13 protein-coding genes are annotated in these 12,977 nt (G+C 71.8%); 9 read left to right on the top strand and 4 right to left on the bottom strand.

All coding sequences use genetic code 11. The features are described from left to right. Nucleotides 1-6 precede the first annotated feature (6 nt). The 3 genes from LXT23_RS15825 to LXT23_RS15815 form a co-directional block, all read right to left on the bottom strand. A complete protein-coding gene (locus LXT23_RS15825) occupies nucleotides 7-552 on the bottom strand; it encodes a zf-HC2 domain-containing protein (RefSeq protein WP_253981003.1) in 546 nt (181 codons plus the stop codon). After that, nucleotides 545-1,186, bottom strand: coding sequence for an RNA polymerase sigma factor (locus LXT23_RS15820; RefSeq protein ID WP_253981002.1), 642 nt, complete (start codon nucleotides 1,184-1,186; stop codon nucleotides 545-547). Before LXT23_RS15820 ends, LXT23_RS15825 begins: the two co-directional genes overlap by 8 nt. A gap of 123 nt (nucleotides 1,187-1,309) precedes the next feature. After that, nucleotides 1,310-1,795, bottom strand: coding sequence for a PaaI family thioesterase (locus LXT23_RS15815; RefSeq protein ID WP_253981001.1), 486 nt, complete (start codon nucleotides 1,793-1,795; stop codon nucleotides 1,310-1,312). 125 nt (nucleotides 1,796-1,920) lie between these two features. Between LXT23_RS15815 and LXT23_RS15810 the strand changes: the two genes are divergently transcribed. From LXT23_RS15810 to LXT23_RS15785, 6 genes are all read left to right on the top strand, one after another. Continuing rightward, a complete protein-coding gene (locus LXT23_RS15810) occupies nucleotides 1,921-4,230 on the top strand; it encodes an ATP-dependent helicase (protein ID WP_323378974.1) in 2,310 nt (769 codons plus the stop codon). A gap of 185 nt (nucleotides 4,231-4,415) precedes the next feature. Further along, a complete protein-coding gene (locus tag LXT23_RS15805; protein WP_253981000.1) occupies nucleotides 4,416-4,874 on the top strand; it encodes a hypothetical protein in 459 nt (152 codons plus the stop codon). A 20-nt stretch (nucleotides 4,875-4,894) separates the two neighbouring features. Then, on the top strand, nucleotides 4,895-5,761 hold the full coding sequence (locus LXT23_RS50375; protein ID WP_253980999.1) for an AraC family transcriptional regulator: 867 nt from the start codon (nucleotides 4,895-4,897) through the stop codon (nucleotides 5,759-5,761). Between the two features lie 220 nt (nucleotides 5,762-5,981). Then, nucleotides 5,982-6,251 (top strand): hypothetical protein, encoded by a 270-nt coding sequence (locus tag LXT23_RS15795; protein ID WP_253980998.1) that lies wholly within the window; start codon nucleotides 5,982-5,984, stop codon nucleotides 6,249-6,251. Further along, entirely contained in the window at nucleotides 6,252-6,854 is a 603-nt protein-coding gene (locus LXT23_RS50370; RefSeq protein ID WP_253980997.1) for a helix-turn-helix domain-containing protein, read from the top strand. A gap of 113 nt (nucleotides 6,855-6,967) precedes the next feature. Continuing rightward, nucleotides 6,968-8,173 (top strand): FAD-dependent oxidoreductase, encoded by a 1,206-nt coding sequence (locus tag LXT23_RS15785; RefSeq protein ID WP_253980996.1) that lies wholly within the window; start codon nucleotides 6,968-6,970, stop codon nucleotides 8,171-8,173. 9 nt (nucleotides 8,174-8,182) lie between these two features. On the opposite strand, the gene LXT23_RS15780 is transcribed toward LXT23_RS15785, so the two are convergent. Continuing rightward, complete coding sequence (locus LXT23_RS15780; RefSeq protein ID WP_323378973.1) at nucleotides 8,183-9,259, bottom strand: outer membrane protein assembly factor BamB family protein; 1,077 nt, start codon at nucleotides 9,257-9,259, stop codon at nucleotides 8,183-8,185. A 59-nt stretch (nucleotides 9,260-9,318) separates the two neighbouring features. Between LXT23_RS15780 and add the strand changes: the two genes are divergently transcribed. The 3 genes from add (at nucleotide 9,319) to LXT23_RS15765 (ending at nucleotide 12,941) form a co-directional block, all read left to right on the top strand. Continuing rightward, nucleotides 9,319-10,479, top strand: coding sequence for an adenosine deaminase (add, locus tag LXT23_RS15775; RefSeq protein WP_253980994.1), 1,161 nt, complete (start codon nucleotides 9,319-9,321; stop codon nucleotides 10,477-10,479). Nucleotides 10,480-10,570: 91 nt separating this feature from the next. Then, nucleotides 10,571-11,350 carry an SDR family NAD(P)-dependent oxidoreductase gene (locus LXT23_RS15770; protein ID WP_253980993.1) on the top strand — a complete coding sequence of 260 codons (780 nt, stop codon included), beginning with the start codon at nucleotides 10,571-10,573 and terminating at the stop codon, nucleotides 11,348-11,350. A 163-nt stretch (nucleotides 11,351-11,513) separates the two neighbouring features. Continuing rightward, nucleotides 11,514-12,941 (top strand): RtcB family protein, encoded by a 1,428-nt coding sequence (locus LXT23_RS15765; RefSeq protein ID WP_253980992.1) that lies wholly within the window; start codon nucleotides 11,514-11,516, stop codon nucleotides 12,939-12,941. The last annotated feature ends 36 nt before the right edge of the window (nucleotides 12,942-12,977 follow it).

The following is a 12,977-nucleotide window of genomic DNA, read 5'->3' as shown; positions in this document are numbered from 1 at the left end:
GCATCCTCACAGCGACACGGGACGGCGCGCGCTCAGCGCGCCCTCGGGGAGGCCGGTGCGGGCCTCGTAGCGCGGCACGTCGAGCGTGCCCCGCGGATTCTGGACGAGCAGCCCGCGGTCCTGCGCATCCCGCAGGCAGCTGTCCTGGGTGGCCAGGTCCGGGCAGTCCAGGAAGTTGTTCTGCTGCTCCGCCATCTCGAAGTCCACCACGGGCGACGTCACGCCAGGTGCGCCGGGGCCGGGGGAAGGCACGCCTCGGCCGCCGGGCAGCAGGATGAGCGCGAGCGAAGCCGCGGCGGCCAGGGCCGCGCCGACCGCGCCGGCCGCCACGCGCCGCGCGTGCCAGCGGGCGGGGCGGATGACGCGGTCCTCCCGAGGGAAAGCGCTGGCCACCTCTTCGAGCTGCTCGGACAGGACGGCCTCTTCCTGGAGGAGCAGGGCGCAGGGCTCGCACTCCAGCGTGTGGGCCTCCAGCGCCGCCGCCTTCTCGGGTGGCAGGGCCCCCAGGATGTATTGCTCCGCGGAGTCGCGGGTCAGGTGGGGCTTAAGCATGGGTCTCCTCCTCGAGCGCGGTCCGAAGCTTCTTCCGGACCTCGCACAGGATCTGTCGTACGCGCTGGACGGACAGGCCGACACGCGCGGCGACTTCGGCATGGGGTAGCTCCTGGCCGTCACAGGCCAGGAGGAAGACGCTGCGCGCGCTCGGCGACACCTGCGCCAGCGCGGCATGGGCACGGGAAAGCTGCTCCTCGGACAAGAGGCGCCGCTCCGCGGACACCGCCGGGTCCACCGGATGCTGACGCTCCGGAAGCTCGTCCACCGCACCGGAGATGGACTCCCGCCGGGAGCGGCGGGCATCGTCCGCGGCCAGGAAGGCCGCCTGGGTGAGGGCGAGGTTCGGCAGGCGCAGTTCCGTCAGCAGCCCACGCTGCTGTTGCTGGATGAGCCGCGCCCAGGTCTCCTGGGCCAGCTCATGCGCCCGGTCCACCCGGACGCCTTTGGCGAGCAGCGATACCACGACCCGGCGGTGGTGGCGCGCCACCAACGCATCCCAGGCCGTCCGGTCGCCCGCCAGTGCACGCCGCGACAGGGAGTCCTCATCCCCCCCTCGCGCGGCTTCCACTGGCTCGTCGGCTTCCCTAGGCATCCGAAGCGTCATCCGCAGGCCCTGCACGGCTGCACTCATGCCGTCTTCCCGTCGCTCTGTAGCGTCTCCGGGGCCCGACTCCTCCCCGGTGCCCGGGTAACGTGTGTCCGTGCCGGACATATCGGCGGGAGCCGGGAAGATGTGGGGAGGGGTGGCCAAAGGTCAGTTGACGGCGGGGCTTTCCCCGGACGGCCAGGGGAGGGTGGAGAGCTTCACGACGCCCTGGCAGCGGCCGCAGGCGCGGCCCTGGCTGTCGTACACCTGGGCGGAGGCGAAGAGGAGGGAGACGCTGCGGCTGGTCAGCTCCGCCTCCACGCGGATGGCGTCGCCGGTGACGGGGCGCTCGAAGCTCATGGACAGCTGCACGGTGGCGCAGCGGCGCGAGGGGTCCACCAGGGCGCCGCTGCAGCCGATGGCCAGGTCGAAGAGGGCGGCGAGAATCGCGCCGTTGACGGCGGAGGCGGTGCCCAGGCCGCCGCGGTGCTCGGGGCGGACCTCCGGCAGGGTGACGACGACCTTCTTTCCTTCGGGAAAGGACAGGTGCGCGCCGAAGTAGCGGAGGCTGAGGCTCTGGGTGAAGAGCGCGGCGTAGCGGTCCAGATCGGCCTGGGAGGGCCGGGCGGGGGGGCCGGACGGGGAGTCGGACATGGGTCTCCATCCTTATATATGACGCCTGGGTGGGCGGGGGACCGGGCAGGCATCAGGCCCTGGTGGAAGGGCGCCCACCGGAGGGGGAAAGACGTTAGAAGCAGGGGTTCTCTTTCGAGCCTCCCGTGAAGAATCCCCACGAATCCGCACTCCTCGAAGACCTGAACCCGCCTCAGATGGAGGCCGTGCTGCACGGCACTGGCCCGCTGCTCGTCCTGTCGGGCGCCGGCAGTGGCAAGACGCGCGTCATCACCCGCCGGGTGGCGTACCTGGTGAAGGTCCACGGCGTCTTCCCGTGGCGCATCCTCGCCGTGACGTTCACCAACAAGGCGGCCCGGGAGATGAGGGACCGCCTGACGCAGCTGCTCGGTGCCCAGGCGAACGACCTGGTGGTGAGCACCTTCCACTCGTCCGCGGCCATGATTCTGCGCCGCGAGGCGGAGCACGTGGGGCTCACCCGCTCGTTCGTCATCTACGACGACAGCGACCAGCTCAACGTGGTGAAGCGGGCCATGCGCGAGGCGGGCATCGACCAGCTCCAGCCGCGCGAGGTGCTGCACCGCATCGACCAGGAGAAGAACGCGGCGCGCCTGCCGGAGCACATGGTGGTGGAGCCGGGGGACGAGCGCGGCCTGCTCATCCGCAAGGTGTACGCGGCGTACCAGGAGCGGCTGCGCGCGGCCAACGCGGTGGACTTCGGCGACCTGCTGCTGCTCCTGGTGACGCTGTTCCGCACGCGGCCGGAGGTGCTGGACAACTACCGGCGCCGCTTCCACCACGTGCTGGTGGACGAGTTCCAGGACACCAACCCCGTGCAGTACGAGCTGCTCAAGCAGCTGGCGCCGCCCCCGTCGGCGAACCTGGTGGTGGTGGGCGACGACGACCAGTCCATCTACCGCTGGCGCGGCGCCAACGTGGACAACATCCTCAACTTCCCGGACCAGTACCCCGGCGCGAAGGTGGTGAAGTTGGAGCAGAACTACCGCTCCGACCAGAACATCCTCACGGCGGCGCACGAGGTCATCAGCAAGAACACGCGGCGCATGCCGAAGAAGCTCTGGTCCGACAGGCAGAAGGGCCAGACGCTGAACCTCCTGCTCAACCGGGACGAGCGCTCGGAGGCGCAGGAGGTGGCGCGGCAGATACTGGCGCTCCAGCGGGAGGGCTTCATCAAGTTCTCCAGCATGGCGGTGTTCTACCGGGTGAACGCGCAGAGCCGCGTGCTGGAAGAGGCGCTGCGGCTGGCGCGGGTGCCGTACACGCTGGTGAGCGGCCGCAGCTTCTATGACCGGGCGGAGGTGCGCGACGCCTCCGCATATCTGAGGTTGATGGTGAACCCCCGCTCGGACGCGGACCTGCTGCGCATCATCAACACGCCGGCGCGTGGCATCGGTGACACCACGGTGGAGCGGGTGACGGACTTCGCCAACTCGAAGGGCGTGAGCCTGTACGAGGCGCTGGCCGACCCGGGCCTCATCCCGATGCTCAACTCCGCGGCGGTGAAGCGGCTGAGGGGCTTCCACGCGCTGCTGTCCTCGCTGACGGCCTTCGCGCAGGAGGCGAAGGACGCGGCGGGCGCGGTGGACCAGATGCTGCGCGAGACGAAGCTGGTGGAGACGCTGCAGGCGGAGAGCAGCGACGAGTCCCAGACGCGCGCGGAGAACCTCAAGGAGTTCCTGGGCGCAGCGCAGGAGTTTGATTTGAACCGGGCGGCCGCGGCGGTGGCGGCGGCGCAGAACGCGCCCGCGGAGGTGCCTCCCGAGGTGGACGCGGCCCCGCTGTCCGCGGACGTGCCGCCCTTGCAGGCCTTCCTCGAGCAGATTTCGCTGGTGGGCGAGGCGGACGCGGAGGTGGGCGAGGGCCGCGTGGCGCTGATGACGCTGCACGCGGCGAAGGGCCTGGAGTTCGACGCGGTCTTCATGACGGGCCTGGAGGACAACGTCTTCCCGCATGCGCGTGCGCTCAAGGGCGAGGACCCGGACAACGGGGAGGAGATGGCCGAGGAGCGGCGCCTCTGCTACGTGGGCTTCACCCGCGCGCGCAAGCGGCTCTTCGTGAGCCTGGCGCAGTGCCGCTCGCTGTTCGGCGAGCTGCGCTACAACCCGCCCAGCCGCTTCCTGCAGGACGTGCCTCCGGCGCTCTTCGGCATCAGCGAGCAGGAGGTTGCGGCGCCGTCCCGCGCGGTGCCGGTGGCACCTCGCAAGCGCAACTGGGACGAGGATGATGGGCCGCGCGTCGACCGCTCGTACTCGCAGGCGTCGGACATGGACGGCGTCGGTGGGGACGTGCGCGGCATGCGCGTGCGCCACGAGCAGTTCGGCACCGGCCGCATCGTGTCCGCGGATGGCAGCGGCCCCAACGCGAAGGTGACGGTGGAGTTCGGCGGAACCGTGGGCCTCAAGCGCGTCATCGCCCGCTTCCTGATTCCGGGGTAGCCGGGCGGCGCGGAGGGCGGGGCCCGCGAGGCGCCCCGCCCGGGGGCCACGCACGGGTCGTCAGTGCTCCGCCGTCCCGTGGAAGTACGCGCGAATGCGGGCCAGGCGTGTGGGGCCTGCGGAAAGACGCAGCGGCGCGTGAGTGCCCGACACGCCGGCCCGGGTGCCATGGCAGAGTCGGGGCCGTGAGAAATTGCGTGCTGGTGTGGTTCCTCGTGTTGGGTGTCCTCGGGTGCTCGCGAGACTTCACCTCGTCGGCGCTCGGCGTCCGGTACAAGCCTCCGTCCGCCATGAAGCTGGAGTCGGAAGAGGTGGCCGGCGCGTCCGTGGTCGCTCGCTTCAAGCAGGGGCTGGAGCTGCGCTCGGTGAAGGCAGCGCCTCCCGCGCTCGATGCCGGCCCGGAGGCGGTGCTGGGCGCGGCGGGGCTGGCCGTCCCTGGCAGGTTGGTGGCGGACTCGCGAGGCACGCTGCCCGCGGGCCCGGTGTCCCGTTACGAGTTCGCCGACGGAGGGAAGCGGACCCTGGTGTACTTCCTGCCACGGGCGGGCAGCTTCCTGCTCGTCACCTTCACCGCGCCCGAGCGCGACTACGGCTCATTGTCCTCGCGCGTGGAGCTGTCGCTGTCCACGCTGGAGCTGCTGTGACGCGGACTGCTCGAACGCCCGTGCGCAGAGACAGCAAGCGTGACGCGGTGGGCGCGGAGCTCATGCGCGAGATTCCCCGGTTCCAGCTGGCCGCGGAGTTCGTGAACGACGCGGCGGCGGCGGTGCTCGCACTGGGCCGGACGGAGCTTCAGTACCTCGAGCTGCTGCAGCACGGGCCCGTCACGGAGGCGGAGCTGGCCGGTGCGGTGGCGCTGGGCCAGCGCGAGCATGCGGCGCTGCTGGACCGGCTGGAGCTGGCCGGATACGCCCGCGCGCTTCCCGCCCCCGCCGGGGAACAGGGGCGTCGCGTGGAGCTCACCCCGCACGCCCGCGAGTGGATCGAGAGCCTCTGGGGCCCGCTGCGAGACGAGGGCATCCGCCTCTTCTCCCAATGGAGCACCCGGGACCTCGCCGTGGTGACGCGCTACCTGGCCCAGGCGAGCGCGATGCAGGAGGCCCACGCCACGCGGCTCCGTGCGCTCGCGAGCGTGCCCGCGTCCAGCCGCTCGCGGCCGAACCGCTCCCGAGGTGGGGTCTCCCCCGCGGCGCTGCGGCGCGTCCACGTCTTCGCCGTCGCGCACCTGGACGGCCCGCTGCGGCTGGCCGACCTGGCGGCGCGCGCCCAGCTCAGCCCGTACCACTTCGCCCGGGCCTTCAAGTCCTCCACCGGGGAGACACCCCGGGCCTACGTGGAGCGACTGCGCGTGGAGAAGGCGACGGAGCTCATCCGGGACACGGAGCTGCCACTGGCGGACGTCGCCCTCGCCTGTGGCTTCAGCTCGCAGAGCCGCCTCACCACTGCGTTCCGTCGGGCCACGGGCTTCACGCCCGCGAGATACCGCCGCGGCACCGAAGCCCGGCTCGGGACCGCCACTGACGCGCGGTAGCCACCACGGCAGGACAGCTGCCGCGCGGGGCCGGTGAGCCAGGCGCGAGGCCTGTTCCCACCGTATTCCCGCGAGCCCGCCCCTCCGGCCCCTGACGGGGCAGGGCCGAGCACGTTCGGACGCGCGAGAGCACATTCGGACGAAAAAGGAGCCGGGCCGGCATGCGGCCGGAGCTCGCGCTCCGTGCACGGGCGAGAGTCCGGGATTAGCATCGTGAATCATGAGCCAGCGGGGACAGCTATCGGTCGTTCCGAGCCACCCTGACGTGGGCGCGCCTCCGGCGGCGCTGCTGGAGGCACGGCGCCCCCAGGCGGGCCTGCGCGTGGACTACCGCACCGGTGCGCGTGGCGTCGTCGAGGTGGCCCCCCGGTCCGACCACCGCCTCAGCGTCCATGCCGGTCCTCCCATCCGGGCCGTGTGCCACAACCATCGCTTCGAGACGACGCGCGGTGACGTGGACATCGTGCCGGCCGGGACGTCTGCCACGTAGGTGGAGGACGAGCCGGGCACCTCGCTGGTGCTGTGGATGCCCCCCGCGCTCCTGCGCCAGGCCGCGCAGGACATGGGGATGGACCCCGCGCGCGCGGGCCTGGAGCCGAAGTACATGCTCCGGGACGCGCGCATCGAGCACGTCGCCTGGGCGCTGGAGGCGGAGCACCGGGCAGGCTTCCCGAACGGGCGGCTCTACACGGACAGTCTGGGCATGGCCCTCGCGGTCCACCTGCTGCGCAGCTACTCGGCGCCTCTCGAAGCCCGCCACGGCCTGTCCAAGCAGCAGCTCCGCCGGCTGACGGACTACATCGAGGACCACCTGGACCAGGACCTCTCGCTGGAGAAGCTGGCGCTCGTCGCGGAGGTCAGCGCGTCGCACCTCAAGACGCTCTTCAAGCGCTCCATGGGCGTACCGGTCCACGCGTACGTCATCCAGCGCCGGGTGGAGCGGGCGAAGGCGCTGCTCATGAAGGGCCAGCGCTCCGTGGGAGAGGTGGCGCTGGAGGCGGGCTTCTCGCACCAGAGTCACCTGGCGCGGTGCATGCGGCGCGTCCTCGGGGTCACACCCATGTCCCTGGTGCGTGCCTCGCGCGGCGCCTGAGCGCCAGCACGGTGGATGTCCGCAAGAAGGAGCAATCGCCGGCAAGGGGCGGCAAGAAACGCCCCACGGGATGAGCGAAGACTCGTCGCATCAGGTTCCAGGAGGGAACACGGATGCGCACGAAGGACGGACACGCACTGATTGTGGGCTGTGGGATTGCCGGGCCGGTGGTGGCCATGGCGCTCCAGCGCGCGGGCTTCGAGCCCGTCATCTACGAGGCCCAGAGCGGGCCCATGGACGACGTGGGCGCATTCCTCAACCTCGCGCCCAACGGCGTCAACGCCCTCAAGACGCTGGGGCTCGATGGGCCCGTGCAGGCCGCGGGCTTCTCCAGCTCCGGCATCGCCTTCTGGAATGGCGCGGGTCGCCGCATCGCGGTGATGGACAACGGACCCGAGGAGCAGCGCTACGGCGCCACGACCACGGTCATCAAGCGGGGCGTGCTCCACCGGGTGCTGCGCGAAGAGGCCCTGCGCAGAGGCATCCGGGTGGAGACGGGGCGGAAGCTGGAGTCCTACGACTCCTCCGGAGGCACTGGTGTCGTGGCCCGCTTCACGGATGGGAGCTCCGCGCACGGGGACTTCCTCCTCGGCTGTGATGGGCTGAGCTCGCGCACGCGCCAGTTGCTGCTGCCGGACGCTCCAGGGCCGGTCTACACCGGGCAGCTGGGGTGGGGCGGCTTCTCGCGCTACCCGGTGCCGCCCTCGCCCGGAGGGATGATGCAGATGACCTTCGGCCGCCGGGGCTTCTTCGGCTACTGCGTGGCCCCCTCCGGCGAGGTGTATTGGTTCAGCAACGAGCCCCAGGCCCAGGAGCCGGCGCGGGGCTCACTGCGGTCCGTCCCGTCGGAAGTCTCGAAGGAGCGGCTGCTGGCGCTGCACGCCGATGACGCCTCGCCCATCGCCGGAATCATCCGAGCGACGGAGGGCGGCATCTCCTGCTCCCCCATCCACGACATCCCCTTCCTGCCTACGTGGCACCAGGGCCGGGTCTGCCTCGTGGGCGACGCCGCGCACGCCACGTCGCCCCATGTCGGCCAGGGCGCGTCCATGGCGATGGAGGATGCGCTCGTCCTGGCCCGCTGCCTGCGCGACCTCCCCGCGCCGGAGGCGGCCTTCGCCCGCTACCAATCGCTGCGCAAGGCCCGGGTGGAGAAGCTGACGCGAGCGGCCCGGCGCACCGGCAACACCAAGGGCGCGCCCGGCCCCGTCGGGGCCTGGTTCCGGGACCGGCTCCTGCCCCTCTTCATCAAGCGCGCGGCCGAGGCCAACGCCTGGGTCTACTCGTACAAGGTGGACTGGGAGGCCAGCGCGGCTTGAGCCCCCGGCTCATGGCTCGGGAGGCCGCAGCCGCCACGACAGCACGCGCCCGTCCAGCCCCAGCACGAACACCTGGTCTCCGAGCACCACGGGCCGGGTGCGCAGCGGCGTGTCCGTGCGCAGCGTGAAGGCCCGCTCCCAGCCCGGCTGCTTCAGCGCGACGAGCCGCCCCTCGCGGCCCCCGGTGGGCACCAGCAGCACCTCATCCCGGACCGACGCCACCCCGCTGACGAGCGGTGCCGGCAGCGGGACGCGGGCCACTTCCTTCCCATCCGCGAGGGCCAGACCCACGAGCCAGGCCGACTCGGGCCCCGAGGTCCCCACCCAGAGCGTCCCCAGCGCCACGGATGGAGGGCCGGTGACGGTGGCCGCGGGGGCTTGTTCCCACAGGGGGCTCCCATCCCGCAGGCTCAGCGCCAGGACGCCCCCCTTGCGCGTGCTCGCGTAGAGGGCGTCGCGCCACGACACCATTCCCACCATGTCCCGCACGTCCCGCTGCCAGGCCAGGGAGCCGTCAGCCGTGGAGAGGGCCAGGAGGAGCCCCGCGTCTCCCTGTGACACCACCAGCAGTCCTCCCGAGAGGACGGGGCTGGGAAGGGCCCGCGTCGCCTCCGGCGTGCCCCCTGGAGTCTTCGGGGCAGGGTACCGCCACCGGACCTTGCCGGTGTCCACCGCGTGCGCGCGCACGGCGCCGTCCGGGGCCACGAGGTACACGGAGGCCCCCTCCTCGTCCGCCACGATGGGGGTGAGGACGGGAGGCTCTCCCGTCAGCCGCCAGCGCTCCGCCCCGTCCGAGATGGAAAGCCGGACCAGGTCCCCCGCCACCGTGCCGACGATGACGCTGTCTCCGGCCAGTGCGGGCCGGGTGGCCACCTCCCGGCCGAGCGCCACCCGCCACACGGGGAGTCCCAGCCGGTCCAGCCGCACCACCGTGCCGGCCTCGTTGCCGGTGATGACGCCGTCCGCCAGGGCCACCAGCCCGGCGCGCGAGGAGGCGTCGGTGGAATACCGGAAGGCCGTCTCGGCCGGTTCCCGGCACCCCGCCATGGCCACCAGTGTCAGCGCCAGGGCGGGCAACAGGGGCATGCATGGACAGGCGCGGGGCGACATGGTTTGGAGGATGGCGCAAGGAAGGAACTTGGACCATGCCTACGATTCGTGAAGACGAGTTTCCCAACGCCACCGGCATCCCCTCCTCCGCCCGGCGGACGGACTTCACTCCGCCCCCCACGCTGGCGGTGACGGAGGAGCTGCTGCTCGCGTTGCCCAAGACGGACCTGCACTGCCACCTGGATGGCTCCATGCGGGTGAAGACGATTCTGGAGCTCGCCGAGCAGCAGAAGGTGAAGCTGCCCGCCGACACCGTGGAGGGCCTCGCCAAGGCCATCCACATGGGCGAGGTGTGCAAGAGCCTGGAGGAGTACCTCGTCGCCTTCGACGTGACGCTCTCCGTGCTCCAGACGGCGGACGCGCTCTACCGCGCCGCGTACGAGCTGGCGGTCGACGCCGCCGCGGAGAACGTGCGCTGGCTGGAGGTGCGCTACTCCCCCGCGCTCCACCTCCAGAAGGGCCTGAAGATGACCACCGTCATCGACTCGGTGCTCGAGGGCCTGCGCGCCGCGAAGAAGGAGACGGGCATCAAGTGCGGCGTCATCGTCTGCGGCATCCGCCACATCAACCCGCAGACGTCCATGCGGCTGGCGGAGCTGTCGGTGGCCTACAAGAACCGGGGCGTCATCGGCTTCGACCTCGCCGGCGCCGAGGCCAGCTTCCCGGCCAAGGACCACAAGGACGCCTTCCAGCTCATCCTCAAGAACAACGTCAACTGCACCGCCCACGCGGGTGAGGCCTACGGCCCCGAGTCCATCTCCCAGGCCATCCACAACCTGGGCGCGCACCGCATCGGCCACGGCACCCGGCTGCGCGAGGACGGCGACCTGCTCAACTACGTCAACGACCACCGGATTCCACTGGAGGTCTGCCCCACCTCCAACGTGCAGACGGGCGCGGTGTCCAGCCTGTCCGCGCACCCGCTGAAGTTCTACTTCGACTACGGCCTGCGGGTGACCATCAACACCGACAACCGCCTCATCACCGACACCACGGTGACGAAGGAGCTGTGGACCGCGCACAAGGAGCTGGGCCTCGCGCTGGAGGACCTGGCCACCATCATCGTCTCCGGCTTCAAGAGCGCCTTCCTCCCGTTCCGCGAGAAGCAGGACATGCTCCGGGCGGTGAACCAGGAAATCGCCACCACGCTGGCGGCCTTCGACAAGAAGCGTCAGCCGATGAAGCAGCCGGCGTGATGGCGTAGCCTCCGGCGCACGGCGGCCCGGCCCCCGGGTGGAGGCGTGGACCTGCCACCCGGGCGGTGGGCGCCCGTGAAGGAGGAAGCACGTGGACCTGGAGCTGGGTGGCAAGGTGGTGCTGGTGACGGGGGGCTCGGACGGGCTGGGCGCGGCGCTGGCCCGGAGGCTCGTGCGCGAGGGGGCGAAGGTCGCCCTCTGTGCCCGCGGCCCGGAGCGGCTGGAGGCCACCGCGGCCTCGCTGCGCGCCGAGGGTGGGGACGTGCTCACCATCCAGGCGGACGTGTCGAAGGCCTGGGAGGTGGAGCACTTCGTGGACGCGGCGCACGCGCGCTTCGGGCGGGTGGACGCGCTGGTGAACAACGCCGGCTCCGCGGCGGGGCGGCCCTTCCACTCGGTAACGGACGCGGAGTGGGAGGCGGACCTCCAGCTCAAGCTGTTCGCCGCCGTCCGGGCGTCGCGGCAGGCGATGCCCTTCCTGCGAGACGCCGGGGGCGGCTCCATCGTCAACGTGCTGGCGATTTCGGCGAAGACGCCCGGGGCCCACTCCACGCCCTCGTCGGTGTCGCGCGCGGCGGGGCTGGCGCTGACGAAGGCGCTGTCGAAGGAGCTGGGGCCGCACGGCATCCGCGTGAATGCCGTCCTGGTGGGCATCATCGAGAGCGGCCAGTGGGTGCGCCGGGCCCAGGAGGTGGGCAAGCCGGTGGAGTCGTTCCAGACGGAGATGGCGCGCCACGCCGGCATCCCCCTGGGCCGCGTGGGACGTGCGGACGAGTTCGCCGACCTCGTGGCCTTCCTGCTGTCCCCCCGGGGCGGCTACATCAGCGGCGCCGCCATCAACGTGGATGGCGGCCTGTCCGCCTCGGTGTAGCGCAGGGCCGTCAGGAACCGAACCGCCTGACGTCCGTGCACGGTGACGACGGCCTCGTGCCGTCTGGTGACCGCGGCTGCTGACCCGAAGGTCCCACCATCTCATCCGTCACGTCCCCCCGGTGGCCCGTACGCGGGCACCGGGGCCATTCAAGAGTTGGGTCATGCAGCCGAAACTGAATCGGCTCCTGCGGGCGCTTGCCCGTGAGGGGCTCGAGGTGACCTATGACGGTCGCCTCTACTCCGTGCGCCTCCTGAGCGACGCGAATGCGCCGCCCGCCGAGGTGCTCCTCCCGCCGGACCTGCCCGTGGAGGGCAAGGCCTTCCGGCAGCTCGCCAACCTCGCCGCACTGAAGCACCCCGGTGGTGGCCAGGTGCTGCGCGTGCGCGCCACCCCCGACTTCCACCCGGGTGACTCCGGCGTGGCCATCGGCTCGGTGCTGCACACGACGAAGGACCTGGTCGTCCCCGGCGCCATCGGCACCGACATCAACTGCGGCATGCGCCTGCATGTCGCGGACCTCTCCGTCGACGCCTTCCTGGCGAAGCGGGACGCCTTCGTCGAGCGGATGAAGGGCCACTACTTCTTCGGCACGCGGGACGTGGCCCTGTCCTCGCGCGCCTCGGAGGCGCTGCTGCGCGACGGCATCCCCGGCTGGCTGCTGGAGACGCTGGACACGCCGCTGGGCTGCGCGGGCCGGGCGGACCTGGCCCAGCTCGACGCGGAGGTGGGCCGCATCCACCTGGGCGGCGGGCTGAAGGGCGCGCCGGGCTGGGCGCCGGACGCCTTCACCCGCGAGGGCGTGGTGCGCGACGCGGGGCTGGCCACCATTGGCGGCGGCAACCACTTCGTGGAGGTGCAGCGGGTGGAGGCCGTGGAGGACCGGGCGCGGGCCTGGCAGTGGGGTGTGCGCGAGGGACAGCTCGCGTTCATGATTCACTCCGGCAGCCGCGACGTGGGCAAGCACGTGGGCGTGGCCTGGCAGGAGCGGGCGCGCAAGGCGTGGCCCGTGGGGGCGCCCTTCCCGGACAGCGGCATCCTCCCGCTGGGCGACGAGCGGCTGGTGGCCGAGTACCTGGAGGCCGAGGCGACGGCGGCCAACTACGCCTTCCTCAACCGGCTGCTGCTGGCGGAGCTGCTGCGCCAGACGCTGCGCGAGCTGTTCGGCGAGGTGGAGGCGCCGCTCGTGTACGACGTGCCGCACAACCTCACGCTGCCGTACGAGGGCGGGTGGCTGGCGCGCAAGGGCGCGTGCCCGGCGGGGCTGGAGCAGCCCGTCATCATCCCCGGCTCCATGGGGGCCACGTCCTTCCTCATGGTGGGGTGTGGCGACGCGCGCTCGCTGGAGTCCGCGTCCCACGGGGCGGGGCGGGCCCGCTCGCGCTTCTCCATGGCGCGCGGCGGGGCGGACCACAGCGAGGCGGCGCTGGGCCTCACCGGCGTGGACTGCATCAGCCTCCGGGCGGAGCGGCGCGTCGAGGAGGCCCCGGCGGCGTACAAGCCCATCCGCCCGGTGGTGGACTCGCAGGTGGAGGCCGGCATCGTCCGCGAGGTGGCGCGGCTGGCGCCCCTGCTGACCTTCAAGGCCTGAGCAACCCGTGCGGCGGGCACGTCATTTATCTTGGCG

Origin of the sequence: Pyxidicoccus xibeiensis, assembly GCF_024198175.1 — a bacterium.
GTDB lineage: Bacteria > Myxococcota > Myxococcia > Myxococcales > Myxococcaceae > Myxococcus > Myxococcus xibeiensis.
This window is presented reverse-complemented; position numbering and strand designations above follow the sequence as displayed.

What these genes read in the sequence shown, in the direction of transcription:
- LXT23_RS15825 (WP_253981003.1), bottom strand. Translation starts at nt 552, where the DNA reads ATGCTTAAGCCCCACCTGACCCGCGACTCCGCGGAGCAATACATCCTG.
- LXT23_RS15820 (WP_253981002.1), bottom strand. Translation starts at nt 1,186, where the DNA reads ATGAGTGCAGCCGTGCAGGGCCTGCGGATGACGCTTCGGATGCCTAGG.
- LXT23_RS15815 (WP_253981001.1), bottom strand. Translation starts at nt 1,795, where the DNA reads ATGTCCGACTCCCCGTCCGGCCCCCCCGCCCGGCCCTCCCAGGCCGAT.
- LXT23_RS15795 (WP_253980998.1), top strand. Translation starts at nt 5,982, where the DNA reads ATGAGCCAGCGGGGACAGCTATCGGTCGTTCCGAGCCACCCTGACGTG.
- LXT23_RS15785 (WP_253980996.1), top strand. Translation starts at nt 6,968, where the DNA reads ATGCGCACGAAGGACGGACACGCACTGATTGTGGGCTGTGGGATTGCC.
- LXT23_RS15780 (WP_323378973.1), bottom strand. Translation starts at nt 9,259, where the DNA reads ATGCCCCTGTTGCCCGCCCTGGCGCTGACACTGGTGGCCATGGCGGGG.
- add (WP_253980994.1), top strand. Translation starts at nt 9,319, where the DNA reads ATGCCTACGATTCGTGAAGACGAGTTTCCCAACGCCACCGGCATCCCC.
- LXT23_RS15765 (WP_253980992.1), top strand. Translation starts at nt 11,514, where the DNA reads ATGCAGCCGAAACTGAATCGGCTCCTGCGGGCGCTTGCCCGTGAGGGG.